Raw genomic sequence first — 15468 nt, forward strand, 5'->3', positions numbered from 1 at the left:
TGGAACAGGCTTTATTCGGCGAAACGATGTCTCAGAAACTGCCCGATCGCTTGAAGTGCCTGACTGGAGGCCTCGAGGCGTCCAACGCTCCCGAGAAATCCATGAATCATGCCGTTCCACACATCAAGACGGGCATCCACTCCCGCCGCGACTGCGCGCTCAACCAACCGGACGGAGTCATCGAGGAGCACTTCGTCGTTGCCTACATGAACCCGTATGGGCGCAAGGCCCTCCAAGTCAGCAAAGAGCGGCGAAGCGATCGGGTCTTCACTCTTGTGGCCGACCAAGTAGGCTTCAACCAGCCCGGACGCTTGCGGCTTTGTAAACAGAGGATCAGCCTCCGCACGGCTTGACCAACTCTCTCCCGAAAGGGAGAGATCAGTCACGGGGGAAATGGCCACTCCGCCTATCAAAGCATCGCCAGATGTTCCGCCGCTTTGCGCCAGATATACGAGCAGGGCCAGGGCCAGATTTCCGCCTGCGGAATCTCCGGTGACGGCAATTTTGGAGTAGCCACTCTCAGCTAACCCGACGTAAGCAGCCTTGACATCCTCAAACGCGGCGGGAAACGGATGCTCTGGAGCGAGTCTGTAATCGGGGAGAAAAACCGCAATTCCTGCCCGAGCAGCAATATGACCGGCTAGGTGACGGAAAGACTCTGCTGAACCCCAGCTAAACCATCCACCATGGACGTGCATAATTGCTTGGTCGGATGGTGCATTTGCGGGTCGGCACCACCATCCAGGTATTCCGCCGATCTTATCGGCCACATAGTCGATCGCTTCTGGCGCTACGACACGCTCCATGATCCCGCCAAACGGAACGCGAGCCTGAATACCTTGAAGTTTGCCTTTATTCGGCGTGACGATGGCGCGCATGGCGGCCATCGCAGTTTGATCCTCGGCGCTAATTGAATGTTCTAAGAACCAAGGGGCAGTTGCATCGTTTTTTATTTGTGTCGGCATGACATCTCCTTAATACCCGTAATGTTCGGGCCAGTTCAATGTGCAAATGCTGCGGATGGGTCGGCTTCACCTCCGAGGTCCATAGCTGCGATCAAGCCGCTTTTCACGGTGAACACGTGCAGGACCTCGCTGTCCGAAAGAACTTCCCCTTGAAGGGTCTTGACCAATTGATGAACCGTGACGCGGATTTTGTTGGCGTCCAGCTCGGCCATAAAGAGAGGTTCCACATGGGGATCGAACTCAGCCCATTGCTTGGTCCAATACGCTCGGATATCGTCCTTTCCGACGACCTTGCCTCACTCCGAAGCTTTTGGCCAACTCACGTCTTCCGTCATGAGTGCCAACGCGCCGTCGATATCCCGCTTGTTGAAGGCGGAATATGCCTGCCCGATCACTGTCCTTACGTCTGCCATTAGGCCTCCCGTAACTCTTGCCACGCCATCGACTACGTTTGACGAGTACATGTGTAACAATTATTACAGATGTAGCTTTGGTGGCAAGAGATGCTCTTATTTCTGGGAAGTTAGAGATTCTGCACCTTATGAAAGCGCGTCACTTCATCTCTTGAGAAAACCGAAGAGCTGAAATCATATGCTCCTTAGCCCAATCTGAACCGATCATGGAGGCTACATGAAGACCTGGCAACTCGAAAAGCTTGGACGAGCGAATCTACATCTCGTCGAAACTCCGAAACCTGAACCCGGCCCGAGCGAAATCCTGGTGCGCAGTAAAGCCATCTCACTGAATTTTCGAGACAAGGCCATCATCGAGGGCTCCTATGTAATTCCTATTGATTTCCCGCTGGTGCCAGGGTCAGACCTTGCTGGCGAAGTTGTATCTGTGGGAGCCAATGTCACGCGTTTCAAAGCGGGAGATCAGGTCGTCTCCACGTTTCAGCCGCTCTGGCTCGACGGCATACCAACGGTTGAAGCGCGCAACGCCACCTTGGGTGGGCCTCTCCCCGGCGTTCTGGCGGAGTACGTGCTACTTCCTGACACCGGTGCGCTAGCCTATCCCGAATACCTCACGCCAGCACAAGCTTCGACTCTGCCCATCGCTGCTGTAACGGCGTGGGTAGCTCTCTTTAAGCACGGCAATCTTCAACCAAGTGAGACTGTGTTGATTCACGGAAGTGGAGGAGTCTCCCTCTTTGGCCTACAACTTGCGCGCGCTCTGGGCGCACGGGTCATTGCAACTTCGAGAAGCGCGACCAAGATCCATTTGCTGAAGCAACTCGGCGCTAGCGACGTTATCGACACCACGAAGTATCCGGCTTGGGACGAAGAGGCCCGAAGTCTTACTCAAGACTGCGGCGTAGATCATGTCCTTGAGGTCGTGGGGGGAGAATATCTTCAACGTTCGATCGCGGCGTTAGCGCTGGGTGGTCATGTCGCGGTCATTGGCTTCATGGAGTCGATGACGTCGACGATATCGTTGCCGCCCTTGATGTTGGGGAATCTAAAGCTGCAAGGGGTCGGCGTGGGATCGCGGAAGGACATGGTTGAGCTTCTCAATTTTCTGGAACATCACAGGGTCGAACCTGTAATCGACGCCTCTTATGATTTCAGCGACCTTCCGGATGCTTTAGATCATCTAGACCGCGGACCGTTCGGCAAAGTAGTGGTGGAGATTCGGTGAAGCGCGCCGGATCGGGACACGCTCTCTCGCTTTTATATTTGAACGACCTAAAATCACCAAGGATTTGGGGGACATTGGCCATTGTCGTAGCCGCTTACTTCATTGCCGGTCCGATTGAACTGTTCATATTTCATTCGCTCACTCATGCGTTCAACCTTCGAAGCGGTTCACCGAACACGCTTATCAAAAGCAGGTACGGAACGCTGATGCTTGTCCGGCTACTGCTGAACAGCGTCCTGTGGGTCGCCGTTTGCAAGATGTTGAATCGGTCGGCCATCGCCTTTCCGCTCAACAGGCGACGATTCCTCCGCCACACGTTGGTTGGATTAGCGACGGGTCTAGCCGTAATGCTAGCGACGATGTTCAGTATCTGGGGTCTAGAAGCAGCCGTCGTCACTCGATCAGGACAGACTTTGGCGTCGGCATGTGGAAATGGGTTCGCTTGGCTGATCCTCGATTTCGTTGGTGCGCTTGGAGAAGAGCTTTACGGAAGGGCTATCGTGCTTGTTGTGGCCGAACGGTTTTTGGGTTGGAGGGGCGCGGTGCTGGTATCCGGCCTCATGTTCTCCGGCTTTCACCTCGATAATCCTGGTGCGTCGCGGATCTGGTTGTTCCGACTTTTCGCTCAAGGTTGCGTTCTGGCATACGCAACCTTTCGCAGTCGATCGATCTGGTGGTCCGTGGGATATCACACGGGTTGGAATTGGATAAGTGCGCCCCTGTTTGGGGCAGCCGGGAGTGGCTATCTGGACGAAGGTCATCTCTTCAACTTCGCTCCGCATGGGTCGATTTGGATCACGGGCGGTGCGGTCGGCCCCGAAGGGAGCATCTTCGCATTTGTCGCTGTCTTCGTAGCACTTGGACTTCTCTTCATCACGACGAGCAGCATAAAGAAACAAAAGCGCGCAGACTGTCAGATTGTCGCGGCGTGAGTTCGGTCTTTCGGCGTAGAGCTTGGTATTAAGGATAGGAACTTGTGGCGCAGGTTCGCTTCACCGTTTGACAGTAGACCGGTTGTTCGGAAAGGTCTGATGATTGCGTATCATCGTCACAAACGAACCAATCTCGCGATTCACTAGGTCAGGCCTATCGTTCTGAATGTAATGATCGCTTCCTTTAGCAATGATGCGCTCGCTCTGACTGGATAGACCCTTCGCCTCCTCCTGCATTTGGTTCCACACAACGGCAGTATCTCTCGAAACGGAGACTGGCCAATTCGATGGAAGGACGCTCGGATCGTGAGACAGGATCAGAATCGGAAGATCACCGAATGGACCCGCGTGAACCGTCTCTTCTCCGGAGACTCGCTCGGCATCGAGTTCATTCTCCATCGCATCCACCTGGACGGAATACATGAATCCGCCTTGATCCACGCGGTATAAGCTTCAGCGCCTGATGGAATCGAAGTGCATATCCCTCGGAGTCGATACCAGCCAACCGACATGAGCAACTTCTGCCAAGGCATCTGACGACGTTGCTGCTCTTGGATCTTCACGAGTTGCTTTGGGATTCTGTCATCCTGAAGCGGCGTGGCGCCATCGACGAAGACAAGGCCGGCCAAATCAGCAGGATAATGCGTCGCATAGGACCGCAGATAGATCCCCGAGATGGAGTGCCCCACAAGGACAAAGGGACGTTGAATGGCAGCCGCCTCAAGCAGTTGGTGGAGTTGCAATGAGATGGCGTTGGCATCTTGAACGCCGGCCCCTGAGTCACTCCAGCCAAACCCAGCACGGTCGTAGGAGCAAACCCGCGTCTGCTTTGACAAGACGGGCTGTACTTTCACCCAGCCAAGAAAGTCATCGCCCAGGCCTGAGCTCAGTAGGATCGTCGGCGAACCCTCTCCGGTGCAGTAGAGGTGCAGCGAATGGCCGTTCACGTCACAGACTTTCCCCGGCAGGCCAGCGATTTTCCGGTAATGACGAATCGCCAATGCGTTGAATGTAGCTCCTCCAATGACGGCTACAAGAAAGATCAGAAGTGCGATTGCGATGAGTCTTGTCAGAGTCCTGCTGGCTTTCATTCAGTTGCCGTCTCCGTCGCCCGTTTGAGCAACCGTATCTTCCTGCTACTTCGGTGACTCAATCGGATCGCTCAGGAGGCGCACTGAAACACCTCAGCTCGTGTAATCGAGGAACAGGACAACTAGTCCGCATGCCGCGATCAGTCCTGCAGAAATTGACGCCAGAGTTTTACTTCTTCCCGCTTGAACCGACACATCCATTGCGGCGCGCCAGTACGTAGCCGCGCCCACGAGAACCAGGACGAGCTCCACGCACGCCGCCGCTTGCGGATGATTCCAGAGTCCGAAACCGAAGGACGGAAGGTTGCCTACATTGCCAGGGAGGACTGGCATGTCACCGCGGTGCACGACTAGGTCAAGCACCCAATGAGAGACGCTGACGAGTGCGATCACCAAGGCAACCCTTCTACCCAGCCGGGGCAGGAACATCGCACCTAAGATCGCGGACAGAGCGAGCATACCAACGATCGAGTGCGTGTAGTCCGCATGAATGATGAGTCCGCCGTATCCGGCATGCACCTGCTGTGCTGTTTCCCGATGAGCAACGAACAAAGGAATGAACACGACGTCAATCCATACGGTCGCAAGCATCAGCGCCCAGAGAGGCGCGGTTTTCTCACGAGATTTTACGATGGCTGCAAAACCAAAATGGCCGGCGATCAATTGACCACCTCTTTTTGCTTGGCAGGGGGCCAGGGAAGACGACGGTCTACCAACCCAACAACTAAGACGAACAGGAGAACTCCTACGACGAATTGCATTCTGACTCCTTAGCTCGCACTCGTTATCGCTGTGCGTTTGTCATATGGAATGACTGCTCCATATTACAGGAGTGAGTTCTTATAAACTATGCCAGAGTCGCTTGACCAGCACCGAGGCTAACTGGAGGTTATTTCGGAGAATTGTTGTGACGATCTGTATTCCGTCGGGGTTTGCAAGAATTCTCGACGGAATGCACTCGCAAAATGGGAGGCGCTTCCGAACCCGCAGGCCAAAGCAATTTCAAGGGTACTTTTGTCTGTTGTCCTGAGCATGGATTGTGCGGTCTTCATTCTCAGGTGATGTACATGACGGTGCGGAGTCGCTCCTACCGCCTTATTGAATAGTGCGGCAAAGTGAAATGGACTCAGACCTGCTTCTTGCGAAAGGATGCGGAGGTCGAGGTGCTCCGATAGATGAGCGTCGATGTATTCCAAGACCCTGATTAATCGGTGGTCGGAGACCCGCTCGTGTGTCAGAGATTGATGCCATTCGAAGGCCTTGAACGGGCCAAGTAGAAGATGAGCAGCAAGCCATTGTGCGGCCGACTGCGCGTAAAAATCAGGTGCCTTGTCTCTGAGTGCGGCCAATACCGTAAAGCTAAACCCGCTAAGTGGGCGATCATCCATAAACGGCAGGTCTTGGAGAGAACTTCCCACTGCGTTTCCCGGCGTTGATAACTCTTGCGCTACACGGTCCACGGTAGCTTGAGGAATGTGGACCCCCAGGGTATTAAGGGACCCTTGCCCAACAAAGTTTTGCCGGAGGCGCCGCTGGTGACGAGCCGGGGAGAGTTCTCCAGTCCCCTTGGTGTACAGTTGCCCGCGCCACTGCCCTCGAAAACGTTCATCCAAGTGAAAAGCTGAGTTGAGCAGCACACTGAACGACGGATCATCAGACGGTGGTGGTTCAATGACATCTGCGGAGGTGAGATGCCACTCGCTTATGCGGAGACGCAGTGACTGCCACCCTGCAGCATCGCTTATCCACTCACGCCGGAAACGGCCGCCGGGGTAACGCAATTTGACTGTACTCTCTCGACTCTTCATTCCTCACTCCCTTACCTCGAAGTTTTGTAGCTTCTGCGGACAGTTTAGGTCTGCCCCGTACCTGTACGGCCTGCCGATTCTCGTGCAAGATTCGCTCGTTTTTGACAACATCGCGTGTTTTCAAAAGCAGCAGTCACATGCTCCTGTTACACATTGACCAGCAGCAACGCCGGACCGCGGGTAGAGGGCTGTGTACAAGATGGAATTACGAGCCTGCTCGAGTTCCTCTTCCAAAACAAAGCGTTTGTAAACCTGCGCAGCTGGAAGTGAACATGAAAACCTTGATCAGCTCGAAAATTAATACTTGTGGTCTTGGCAGCCAGGAGAGTTCGACGCTCTTACTGATCGAACCTCGATGGCCAAAAGTATCGAGGGTCTCACAGCAACTTGAAGGATCCCGGTTTAGTGTAACGGTGGCCCATGATGCGAAAGACATATATCTGATGTCCGGCTCAATTCGGATCCCCTGTGCGGTCCTAAGTGACGAACTCGGGGCTGTCGCGTTGCAAGCGTCAGCAGAGGCGGTCAGGTGGCAATGGCCCAGGACGAGCATCCTTATCTTGGGCACGCCTGGTGCATTAGAAGACCATCTTTACGACGATATTGTGGCCCACGCCTCGGGTGCAAATGTGCTCATAAAGAGAGCCGAAAGCATTAACGAACCCGCCATCGATCGACGCTTCGATAAGCGCAGGGAAAGCGTCCTTAGCTGAATTCGGTCTCATGCCCATTCCGTGTCCGTTGGCACCAGCCAACCTATCGCGTTTGCTCTTGCCTGTTAGATCTACACCTCCCTCATAAGCGATCGCAAGAGACATCCAATTCAAAGTATGGCACATCTGTAATAGTTGTTCCATAAAGGTGGGCTGATTGTCGTTGCAATGCAAAGGCGAACTACAGGGAGGTTGGTATGAAGGATTTGATTCAGTGGGAAGCAGTCAAATGGCCTGACGACATGGCTCCCAGTCGCTGTCCCATCCATTTCACCAACGAGCGCCAAGTAGCAGCATCTTCTAAAACCATTTGGTCGCTACTCACAGACCCCTACGCTTGGCCCCACTTCTATCCAGGCGTCGAACAGGCTCCATCGCTTCAGGGAAGTAATTCGCTCAGCTTGGGAGTTCGGTTCGAAACCAAACTGGCTGGACAACAGGTACTCGCATCGGTGCAAGAATTCGAGCCTCTGACGCGGATCGCTTGGTACGGTGGTCCAATTGACTCGGAAGAGTCCAAGGCTTACCACGCTTGGATCATTACGCCCACTCCTAGTGGGTGCCACCTCCGGACCGAGGAGACGATGAGAGGTCCCCTTTGGATTGAATTAGCCAAGAAAGCTCCCGACGCTTTCTGGCTTACGCACGAAAAACTTCTCGCGAGCCTCGCGAACATCGCGGAAGAGCGGACAAACCATCGCAATGAAGAAGAGACGGATAAATAGTCACTGTTCGTCTTCGAAACAATCGATACCTCAACAGAACTGCAGGAGGATGATCCATGGGTTACGCAATTATTGGTTCCGGCAATGTCGGCAAAGCACTCGCTACCGCGTTTGCACGCAAGAATCTTGAAGTCGCAATAGCAAGCAGACGATCGGTCGAGCTGCTCGAACCCATCGCAAAGGCAATCGGACCAACAATCATTCCCAAAGCTTTGAAGGACGCAGTCGAAGCGGACATCATTTTCTTGGCAATCCCTTTCGGAACCCAGAAGGAAGTTGCCAAAGCTGCCCGCAGTTGGCAGGGCAAGATAGTGATCGACGTAATCAACGCTTATGGCGTTTCTCCAGAGGAACTAGAGGATCTTCCGTCCTCTGTAGTCGTCTCTCACTCCTTTCCCGGAGCGACGTTGGTAAAAGCCTTCAACCATTTGCCCGCCGAAGTCTTGGCCCAAGACCCAAAGGTTAAGGACGGGCGGCGCGTTGTCTTTCTCTCAAGTGACGATGAAAGTGCCGCAGACAAAGTAGCAACTCTGGTTGAACGACTTGGCTTCGCTCCTGTCAAACTTGGCAAGCTCACAGAGGGAGGCTTGCTGGTACAAGCGCGAGGAAAGACTTGGGCGCAGCTGATCTTTCAGGATTTCGTCAAGTTCTAGAGGAGCGAGTCGCCGTCTTGTTCGATCATTCGCCTGAAGGGAGAGCCTCATGCAACCAACCGTCTCGTTCTGGCCTAATGGTGCCCGCCTCGCCGTCAGCTTCTCGCTGATGTTCGAGGGCGGGGGGCAGCCGATATCAGGCGCACCGGGGTTTTTCGAAGAGCCAATGGAAAAGGGCCTGCCCGATTTGGCGACCAACGGTGTTTTCCAGTACGGCATTTACGAGGGCATTCCTCGGATACTCGACCTGATGGATAAACATCAGGTGAAACTCTCATCTTTCATGATCGGCCAAGCCGTAGACAAGGCCCCGGACCTCGCTCGCGAGATCGTAAGACGCGGCCATGAAGCTGGCGCTCATGGCCGCTCTTGGCAGAACAGCTATCTTCTCGATCGAGAAAGCGAACGACGGTTCATTGTCGATGGCATGGAGAGCATTCAAAGGGCTACCGGTCAGACACCAGTTGGATGGAACGCCTACTTCGTTCGCAACTCACCGCATACGCTCGACATACTTCAGAGTCTCGGCTTCGTTTACCACATTGATGAACCAAGTGCAGACCAGCCGTTCATTATCAAACTGAAGGGCGGCGATTTTGTGACAGTACCGTACACTCTGCATCTGAACGACATTGCTTCGTTCACGTTTGTGGGGTGGAATCCGGTCGCTTACGAGCAGGCACTTAGAGACGAATTCGACCAACTCTATGAGGAGGGCGCTCACCGCAGACGAATGATGGTCATTGGTCTGCACGACCGCATCTCGGGTCACGCCAACCGTGTCCGCGTGCTTGATCGCTTTCTCACCTACGCACGATCCAAAACCGATGTATGGTTCGCCCGCAAAGATGAGATCGCGGCCTTGGCGCTGGAGCATAGGGACATTACGCCAATCTACGAACGCGGCGCACCGACAACTACCGGCCTGCCGGGCTCCGCTGCATAAAGAAAAGCCCCGACAAATGCAAAGAGGCAGACTCAGAAGGAGAAACACAAATGTATAACCACGTGATTTGGCCACACCGCTTTGATCCAAAAACCTCTGCGATCTACGCACTCAACGACATTGACGTGAAAGCGCCGCCTGAAATGATTTGGAAATTGTTAGTAGACGCCGAGCATTGGTCGAGCTACTTTCCTGCCGAAAATCAAGTGAAGATCCTGAGTGGCGAGGCGGAACTGGAGCTCGGGACAAAATGGACCCGGATGACCGTTGGCATTCCCACAAGACTTATCGTTACGGAGTATGAGCCGAACACAAGACTTTCGTGGTCGACAACAGTCGATGGCGATGAAACGGGTTCTAGCGCCTATCACGGTTGGGTCATAACGCCCACGGACAGAGGTTGTCATGTCCTTTCTGAGGAGACGCAGCAAGGCCCCTATTTTCTTGAGGCGCTCGGGCGGAAACATCCCGGTGGTCTCTACAGCTATCACCAGGAATGGGTCGAAAAGCTTGCGCGCGCAGCAGAGGCGGAAGCCGCCAAGACAGAGGGCTGAAGTCTCAACCACGGACCAGTTCACCGGCCCGATTCAGCGAAACTCTCTGAAAAAGGAATTCGCCGAAAGGAAATAAGAATGGCAAACACTGACATCGAAAAGGTACTCACCTTCCTTCATGGGCTTAGCTCCGGGGATCCGGAACTTGCGACCGCACAAATCGACCCGAAGAGGTACGTAGAACACAATCCGCGCTCCGGCGATGGGACTGATGGCCTGAGAGGCTTTTTCATTCGTTCGTCCAAAGAGGAACACCATCTTCAGGTAATTCGAGCCTTCCATGACGGTCCCTACGTGTTTACTCACGCTGAGGGAGTGGTCCTCGGTCAGAACATCTTCTTCGACCTTTTCCGACTTGAGGCCGGCTTCATTACAGAACATTGGGTCCTTTCGGCGAATTCGGCTCATCCGAATGAGAGTGGGCACACTCAGACCGATGGTCCCACCGAAGCAGATCTTTCAGTGGACTCAGACGAGAACAAAGCACTTGTCAGGAGATACTACGAGACCGTCCACGTTGGTGGGGACCATAGCAAGATTCCGCAATATTTTGAGGGAGACCACTGCATCCGCCACGAGCCCGGCGTGCGCGACGGAGTCTCAAACTTCAAACAAGATCTGGAACGACTGGTGAAGAACAGAACAATCGATGAAATCAAATTTGTCTTGGGGCAGGGCGATTTCGTTTTCATTCTAGCCAATGGGACGCATCAAGGAGAACCTTGCGCCTACGTCGATTTGTATCGAGTCGATGGTTCGAAGATTGCTGAGCGCTGGGGATTCCCTGAAGAGATACCCTCTGAAGCGGACAGGAAAAACAGTATCAAACTCCTCTAGTTTAAGTCTCAGTATCCAAGGTAGTGAAGGGCTAGTTCGGCCGTCCGCTTTAGCTCGGTCTTGGTCGAGCCGTTTGCTGCTTGGACGGATAGGCCAGCGACCATCATGGAGATATAGCGGGTATAGTCGTCCACGTTGATGTCTTTAGTCAGCTCTCCGCTTTTTCGGGCTTCGAGGAAGCGGTCTTTCATTTCGACTTCATTATGCCTTCGAATTTCTGTCATGAGGTCGCGAGCGGGCGTCGCGTCCACGCTGCAACCCATCGCCCCGGCCAGCGTCATGCAAGTGGAGGGATGGCCAGGCGTCGTGAGAAACGCAATCGTGTTGTGGAAGAGCGCCCGAACTGCCTTTTCGAGTGTGGGTTCACCCAGTGCATCCGTTGCATATTGCGTGCGAGTCTCCAAGTAACGCTTTACCGCGTTTGAAAACAATGCGTGTTTGTCACCGAAGGCTGCATAAATGCTAGAGGGATTCAAACCCATTGCTTGAGTCAGGTCGGCCATCGAAGTACCCTCGAAGCCTCGTTCCCAAAAAAGGAGCATTGCCGCCTCTAACGCCGCGTTCTTGTCAAAACTGATCGGTCGTCCCGTTTTTCCGTTCGCTGTCTTCATATGTTTGTTCGCCACTCTCTATATTAGAGCGCCATTTCATGCATCCGTTGCGTAGGTTTAGACATCTGTAGTGAGTGTTCCGTAATAAGCGGGCCGGATAGAGGAGATTGAAGATGAGCGCACTCGATGGAAAGGTAGCTGTAATCACGGGAGGAAACAGTGGGATCGGTCTTGCGACCGCCCAGCGCTTCGTGGAAGAGGGAGCCTACGTCTTCATCACGGCTCGTCGGCAAACGGAGTTGGATAAGGCGGTGGCGCTTATCGGCAAGAACGTGACGGCTATCGCAGCAGATGTTACGAGCCTCGATGACCTCGATCGTATTGCAACCACGGTGAAGACCCAGAAAGGCAAAGTTGACATCATCGTCTCCAGTGCTGGAATAACCGAGCAGGGAGAAATCGATTCGCTTACACCGGAACATTTTGACAAGGTCTTCAACTTGAATGGGAGAGCTCCCGTTTTCCTGGTACAGAAGTTATTGCCCTTAATGAAGGGTAACGGCTCGATCATCTTGGTGTCCTCGGCCATGCACCTGATGGGAATTCCTGGCCACACCGCCTACGCTGCGACCAAGGCGGCAATGCGCTCGTATGCCCGGACTTGGGCGGCAGAATTCAAAGACCGGGGCATTCGGGTGAACACGTTGAGCCCCGGCGTCACTGACACGCCGATGCTCTCCGATCAGGCGGCGGGACTGGGGGACTATGACGCTGTGGTCAACATGTACAAGAGCATGGTGCCACTTGGGCGACTTGCACGAGCCCAGGAGATCGCAAACGCCGCAGTCTTCCTAGGATCCGAACAAAGTTCCTATTTGACTGGCTCCGATCTGATGGCGGACGGCGGAATAGGCCAAGTCTAGGCAAGGTTGTTTTCAAAGAGCCGCTCTCAAAGGGAGCGGCTCGCGGTTACGGAAACTTGATAGAGTAACAACCCAAATTGGAGAACGCATGAATCGATTCGAAGGAAAAGTGGTCATTGTCACGGGAGCCGGTTCCGGTATTGGCGCTGGCACAGCGCGTCGCTTTCTACAAGAAGGTGCCTCCGTGGCGCTCAACGGAAGGCGCGAACACAAGCTACGCGAGACTCTGGAGGGATTCGACCAGGCCAAGACGCTTGTCCATGCTGGAGATGTCTCGGATGAAGGCTACGTAAAGTCGCTTATAGCGGATACGGTCCGTAGGTTTGGGAAACTCGATGTATTGATCAACAATGCGGGAATCGCGATTTTTGGACCGTTTGAGCAAACAACCACGCAAGATTGGCGCAAGGTGCTCAGTACTGACCTCGATAGCGTCTACTTTACCTCTCGCGAGGCTCTACCTCATCTGTTGAAGACAAAGGGGTCCATCGTCAATCTCTCCTCTGCGTCTGGTATCGGAGGAGATTGGGGAATGAGCTCGTATAACGCTGCCAAAGGCGCCATTACAAATTTCACGCGGGCCTTGGCGCTGGAGTATGGCTCGCGCGGCGTTCGGGTCAACGCAGTGGCGCCGAGTCTCACCTCGACGGAAGCGACGGGCGAGCTTGAGAAGAATGAAGCCGTGCTCTCGGCTTTTCGTGAACGCCTGCCCATCGGCAGAGCTGCGACGCCGGGTGACATCGCCGGGGTGATTGCCTTCCTTGCAAGTGATGATGCGGTTTTCATCAATGGTGTTATTTTGCCGGTCGACGGCGGGCTCGGTGCGTCCAACGGCCAACCAAACTTCCTCAATCTCTTGGGGAAGGGCTGAGAGCGAGCTAGGGAAACTCTGCACAAGTTCTGCGTCCGCGGCCTGATGGATTAATCTGATGGTTAGGGGTGGATGGCGATGAAGCAGCAGACGTTTGCGTCCCAGTCGATCTTTGAGAAGTATGGGCGGAAGTCTCGGCGGGAGCTGTTTTTGGATGAGATGGAAGTGGTTGTTCCGTGGCCCGAGTTACAGGCTCTGGTCGAACCGCACTACCCGAAGGCCGGCAACGGCCGTCGTCCTGTCGGGCTTGCGATCATGCTTCGGACGTACTTTATGCAACAGTGGTTCAACTTGTCCGACCCCGGCGTCGAAGAGGCGTTTTATGAGTCCTTCACGCTGCGGCGGTTCGCTGGTGTTGACCTGGGCGTGGCTCCGGCACCGGATGAAACGACAGTGCTGCGCTTCCGCCACCTGCTCGAAAAGCATGACCTTGGCGGTGCCATGCTCGACGCGGTGAACCTGCATCTGGCGGCCAGGGGCATCCGCATCGAGACCGGCACGATCGTGGATGCGACCATTATTCATGCGCCTTCTTCGACCAAGAACGAGAAGAAAGAGCGTGATCCGGCGATGCGTCAGACTCGTAAGGGCAAGCAGTGGTACTTCGGACTGAAGGCGCACATCGGCGTTGATGCAAAAGAAGGTCACGTGCACTCAGTGGCAACGTCGGCGGCCAACGTCTCCGACGTACACATGCTGCCGGATCTGCTACATGGGGAGGAGCGCAAGGTGTGGGGCGACGGCGGCTATCAAGGCCAGACCAAGGCCATCCGGCAGGCCGCGCCCAAGGCCCAGGACATGACCTGCAAGCGAACCAGGTTCAAGAACTATGTCGATGAAGCGGCAAAGAAGAAGAATACGACGAAATCAAAAGTAAGAGCGAAAGTAGAACACGTCTTCCGTATCCTGAAGCGCGTCTTCGGCTTCGACAAGGTACGCTACAGAGGCATCGCCAAGAACCATCACCGGCTATGCGCCAACTTCGCCCTCATCAACCTCTACCTCCACCGCAAGCACCTGGCGGGAACCGCCGCCTAGCGCCGGGAGACGGGCTATGAGTCTTCGACTCCGCACAAACCCCAGCCAGAACAAGCAAAGCACGGCCCAACCGCAGAAAAACTTGGCCGCCGACTCAAGTCACACACCGACATCGTCAAATCGGCCGCCTGCGCAGAGGCTCCCTAGGTATGTTTGCCCTACACGTCTTACACCACAACACAAACGAGTCTGTCTAGCTACCAGACTCAACAACCTTCAAATCGGCCCCAACAGAAACACCGGCGAGGATGTGGAGATTTGTCCCTCACGGTCGAAACCCGGCTACAGCTTGCGGCAATCACTCTCGCGGATGAACTTAATTTCACGAGAGCTGCCGAACGCCTTAAGATTACCCAGCCAGCGCTCAGCAAGCAGATCGCTGAACTCGAAGGCCGAGTTGGATTCACCATCTTCAAACGAACGCAGAAGAAGGTGGAGCTGACCGATGCCGGGCAAGTCTTCGTCAGAGGATGTAAGGATGCCCTAGCATTGTTTGAGAAATCTTTGAGGCTTGCTCGCGCAACGCATGAGGAGGTTCTGCCTGTTCTCACCGTCGGGCACTCTCCATACATTGATCCGGGCCTTGTCTCCGCTCTTCTAAGCGTTCATCTCCCTCTACATCCGGACTTGCGATTACGTATGGAAAGCATGTTTGCTCTTGATTTGGCGCATGCCGTAGTGGCCGCCGAGCTTGATCTGGCAATTATCACTGAGCCTTCAGACAATCCACTCCTCACGAACGTCCTAATAGCGACAGCGCCGCTCTGCATTGCGATGCCGGCCGATCACCCTGCGGCGCACCGGAGAAGTGTCACGATGCAGGATCTAGCCGGCATTGGTTGGATAATCTTTTCTCGTAGAACCCATCCAAAGATCTATGAACGGGTGTTGGAAGTCGGACGGCAAGCCGGCATCTCTCCGGTGGAATTGCATCATTACCTAGGCGCGCAAGAGGTGGTTCAGCTCATCACCGAGAACCTTGGTGTCGCCTTCGTTCCAAAGGGTGTGTCAGACACAATGCAAAGCCAAGAAATTGCAGTCAGGCCGCTGTCGGAGGCAGCCCTCCAAGTGCGAAGTTATTTGGTCCTCCGTGCAGATGAGTCGTCTCGTCTCGTGAATGAATTCGGGCGAGCTTTTCTGCGGAAAGTGATTCCAAACGGAAATATCGTTGATTCTTCAGGGCAAATGCGCCTTGGACTCTAAGATAGATCGAGCCTTCGCGA

General features: G+C 54.4%; 17 protein-coding genes. 11 read left to right on the forward strand and 6 right to left on the reverse strand.

Annotation, left to right across the window (positions count from 1 at the left end; all coding sequences use genetic code 11):
- Positions 1-11: 11 nt before the first annotated feature.
- Both ACIX9_RS24655 and ACIX9_RS26805 read right to left on the reverse strand, forming a co-directional pair.
- Complete coding sequence (locus ACIX9_RS24655; protein ID WP_013579815.1) at positions 12-965, reverse strand: alpha/beta hydrolase; 954 nt, start codon at positions 963-965, stop codon at positions 12-14.
- Between the two features lie 35 nt (positions 966-1000).
- On the reverse strand, positions 1001-1177 hold the full coding sequence (locus ACIX9_RS26805; RefSeq protein ID WP_232298814.1) for a hypothetical protein: 177 nt from the start codon (positions 1175-1177) through the stop codon (positions 1001-1003).
- 418 nt (positions 1178-1595) lie between these two features.
- Here ACIX9_RS26805 and ACIX9_RS07195 point away from each other — a divergent pair, with 418 nt between their 5' ends.
- Positions 1596-2603, forward strand: coding sequence for a zinc-dependent alcohol dehydrogenase family protein (locus tag ACIX9_RS07195; RefSeq protein ID WP_013579816.1), 1008 nt, complete (start codon positions 1596-1598; stop codon positions 2601-2603).
- A gap of 74 nt (positions 2604-2677) precedes the next feature.
- Entirely contained in the window at positions 2678-3535 is an 858-nt protein-coding gene (locus ACIX9_RS23625) for a CPBP family intramembrane glutamic endopeptidase (RefSeq protein ID WP_049789242.1), read from the forward strand.
- 317 nt (positions 3536-3852) lie between these two features.
- Here ACIX9_RS23625 and ACIX9_RS23630 read toward each other — a convergent pair whose 3' ends face one another.
- From ACIX9_RS23630 to ACIX9_RS26350, 3 genes are all read right to left on the reverse strand, one after another.
- The gene (locus ACIX9_RS23630) at positions 3853-4626 is read right to left on the reverse strand and encodes an alpha/beta fold hydrolase (protein WP_049789243.1); all 774 of its coding nucleotides are present in this window, start codon (positions 4624-4626) and stop codon (positions 3853-3855) included.
- Between the two features lie 93 nt (positions 4627-4719).
- On the reverse strand, positions 4720-5289 hold the full coding sequence (locus tag ACIX9_RS07210; protein ID WP_013579818.1) for a hypothetical protein: 570 nt from the start codon (positions 5287-5289) through the stop codon (positions 4720-4722).
- 215 nt (positions 5290-5504) lie between these two features.
- A complete protein-coding gene (locus ACIX9_RS26350) occupies positions 5505-6434 on the reverse strand; it encodes a helix-turn-helix domain-containing protein (RefSeq protein ID WP_013579820.1) in 930 nt (309 codons plus the stop codon).
- A gap of 910 nt (positions 6435-7344) precedes the next feature.
- Between ACIX9_RS26350 and ACIX9_RS07225 the strand changes: the two genes are divergently transcribed.
- The 5 genes from ACIX9_RS07225 to ACIX9_RS07245 all read left to right on the forward strand — a co-directional run bounded on the left by ACIX9_RS07225 (position 7345) and on the right by ACIX9_RS07245 (position 10862).
- Positions 7345-7872 carry an SRPBCC domain-containing protein gene (locus tag ACIX9_RS07225; RefSeq protein ID WP_013579822.1) on the forward strand — a complete coding sequence of 176 codons (528 nt, stop codon included), beginning with the start codon at positions 7345-7347 and terminating at the stop codon, positions 7870-7872.
- A 56-nt stretch (positions 7873-7928) separates the two neighbouring features.
- Positions 7929-8525, forward strand: a complete 597-nt coding sequence (locus ACIX9_RS07230; RefSeq protein WP_013579823.1) for an NADPH-dependent F420 reductase — start codon at positions 7929-7931, stop codon at positions 8523-8525.
- 49 nt (positions 8526-8574) lie between these two features.
- Entirely contained in the window at positions 8575-9471 is an 897-nt protein-coding gene (locus tag ACIX9_RS07235; protein ID WP_013579824.1) for a polysaccharide deacetylase family protein, read from the forward strand.
- A 50-nt stretch (positions 9472-9521) separates the two neighbouring features.
- Positions 9522-10025, forward strand: a complete 504-nt coding sequence (locus ACIX9_RS07240) for an SRPBCC domain-containing protein (protein WP_013579825.1) — start codon at positions 9522-9524, stop codon at positions 10023-10025.
- Positions 10026-10103: 78 nt separating this feature from the next.
- Positions 10104-10862 carry a nuclear transport factor 2 family protein gene (locus ACIX9_RS07245; RefSeq protein WP_013579826.1) on the forward strand — a complete coding sequence of 253 codons (759 nt, stop codon included), beginning with the start codon at positions 10104-10106 and terminating at the stop codon, positions 10860-10862.
- 8 nt (positions 10863-10870) lie between these two features.
- Here the strand turns inward: ACIX9_RS07245 and ACIX9_RS07250 are convergent, their stop codons facing one another.
- Positions 10871-11488 carry a TetR/AcrR family transcriptional regulator gene (locus tag ACIX9_RS07250; protein ID WP_232298815.1) on the reverse strand — a complete coding sequence of 206 codons (618 nt, stop codon included), beginning with the start codon at positions 11486-11488 and terminating at the stop codon, positions 10871-10873.
- 98 nt (positions 11489-11586) lie between these two features.
- Here ACIX9_RS07250 and ACIX9_RS07255 point away from each other — a divergent pair, with 98 nt between their 5' ends.
- The 4 genes from ACIX9_RS07255 (at position 11587) to ACIX9_RS07270 (ending at position 15448) form a co-directional block, all read left to right on the forward strand.
- A complete protein-coding gene (locus ACIX9_RS07255) occupies positions 11587-12336 on the forward strand; it encodes an SDR family NAD(P)-dependent oxidoreductase (protein ID WP_013579828.1) in 750 nt (249 codons plus the stop codon).
- An 88-nt stretch (positions 12337-12424) separates the two neighbouring features.
- The gene (locus tag ACIX9_RS07260) at positions 12425-13207 is read left to right on the forward strand and encodes an SDR family NAD(P)-dependent oxidoreductase (RefSeq protein WP_013579829.1); all 783 of its coding nucleotides are present in this window, start codon (positions 12425-12427) and stop codon (positions 13205-13207) included.
- Positions 13208-13285: 78 nt separating this feature from the next.
- Positions 13286-14245 (forward strand): IS5 family transposase, encoded by a 960-nt coding sequence (locus tag ACIX9_RS07265; RefSeq protein WP_041597230.1) that lies wholly within the window; start codon positions 13286-13288, stop codon positions 14243-14245.
- A gap of 258 nt (positions 14246-14503) precedes the next feature.
- Complete coding sequence (locus tag ACIX9_RS07270; protein ID WP_013579830.1) at positions 14504-15448, forward strand: LysR family transcriptional regulator; 945 nt, start codon at positions 14504-14506, stop codon at positions 15446-15448.
- Positions 15449-15468: the final 20 nt, after the last annotated feature.

It is taken from the genome of Granulicella tundricola MP5ACTX9, from assembly GCF_000178975.2.
Taxonomy (GTDB): Bacteria; Acidobacteriota; Terriglobia; order Terriglobales; family Acidobacteriaceae; genus Edaphobacter; species Edaphobacter tundricola.

What these genes read in the sequence shown, in the direction of transcription:
- ACIX9_RS07240 (WP_013579825.1), top strand. Translation starts at nt 9,522, where the DNA reads ATGTATAACCACGTGATTTGGCCACACCGCTTTGATCCAAAAACCTCT.
- ACIX9_RS07260 (WP_013579829.1), top strand. Translation starts at nt 12,425, where the DNA reads ATGAATCGATTCGAAGGAAAAGTGGTCATTGTCACGGGAGCCGGTTCC.
- ACIX9_RS26805 (WP_232298814.1), bottom strand. Translation starts at nt 1,177, where the DNA reads ATGGCCGAGCTGGACGCCAACAAAATCCGCGTCACGGTTCATCAATTG.
- ACIX9_RS24655 (WP_013579815.1), bottom strand. Translation starts at nt 965, where the DNA reads ATGCCGACACAAATAAAAAACGATGCAACTGCCCCTTGGTTCTTAGAA.
- ACIX9_RS07255 (WP_013579828.1), top strand. Translation starts at nt 11,587, where the DNA reads ATGAGCGCACTCGATGGAAAGGTAGCTGTAATCACGGGAGGAAACAGT.
- ACIX9_RS07225 (WP_013579822.1), top strand. Translation starts at nt 7,345, where the DNA reads ATGAAGGATTTGATTCAGTGGGAAGCAGTCAAATGGCCTGACGACATG.
- ACIX9_RS07265 (WP_041597230.1), top strand. Translation starts at nt 13,286, where the DNA reads ATGAAGCAGCAGACGTTTGCGTCCCAGTCGATCTTTGAGAAGTATGGG.
- ACIX9_RS07245 (WP_013579826.1), top strand. Translation starts at nt 10,104, where the DNA reads ATGGCAAACACTGACATCGAAAAGGTACTCACCTTCCTTCATGGGCTT.
- ACIX9_RS07195 (WP_013579816.1), top strand. Translation starts at nt 1,596, where the DNA reads ATGAAGACCTGGCAACTCGAAAAGCTTGGACGAGCGAATCTACATCTC.
- ACIX9_RS23630 (WP_049789243.1), bottom strand. Translation starts at nt 4,626, where the DNA reads ATGAAAGCCAGCAGGACTCTGACAAGACTCATCGCAATCGCACTTCTG.
- ACIX9_RS07230 (WP_013579823.1), top strand. Translation starts at nt 7,929, where the DNA reads ATGGGTTACGCAATTATTGGTTCCGGCAATGTCGGCAAAGCACTCGCT.
- ACIX9_RS26350 (WP_013579820.1), bottom strand. Translation starts at nt 6,434, where the DNA reads ATGAAGAGTCGAGAGAGTACAGTCAAATTGCGTTACCCCGGCGGCCGT.
- ACIX9_RS07235 (WP_013579824.1), top strand. Translation starts at nt 8,575, where the DNA reads ATGCAACCAACCGTCTCGTTCTGGCCTAATGGTGCCCGCCTCGCCGTC.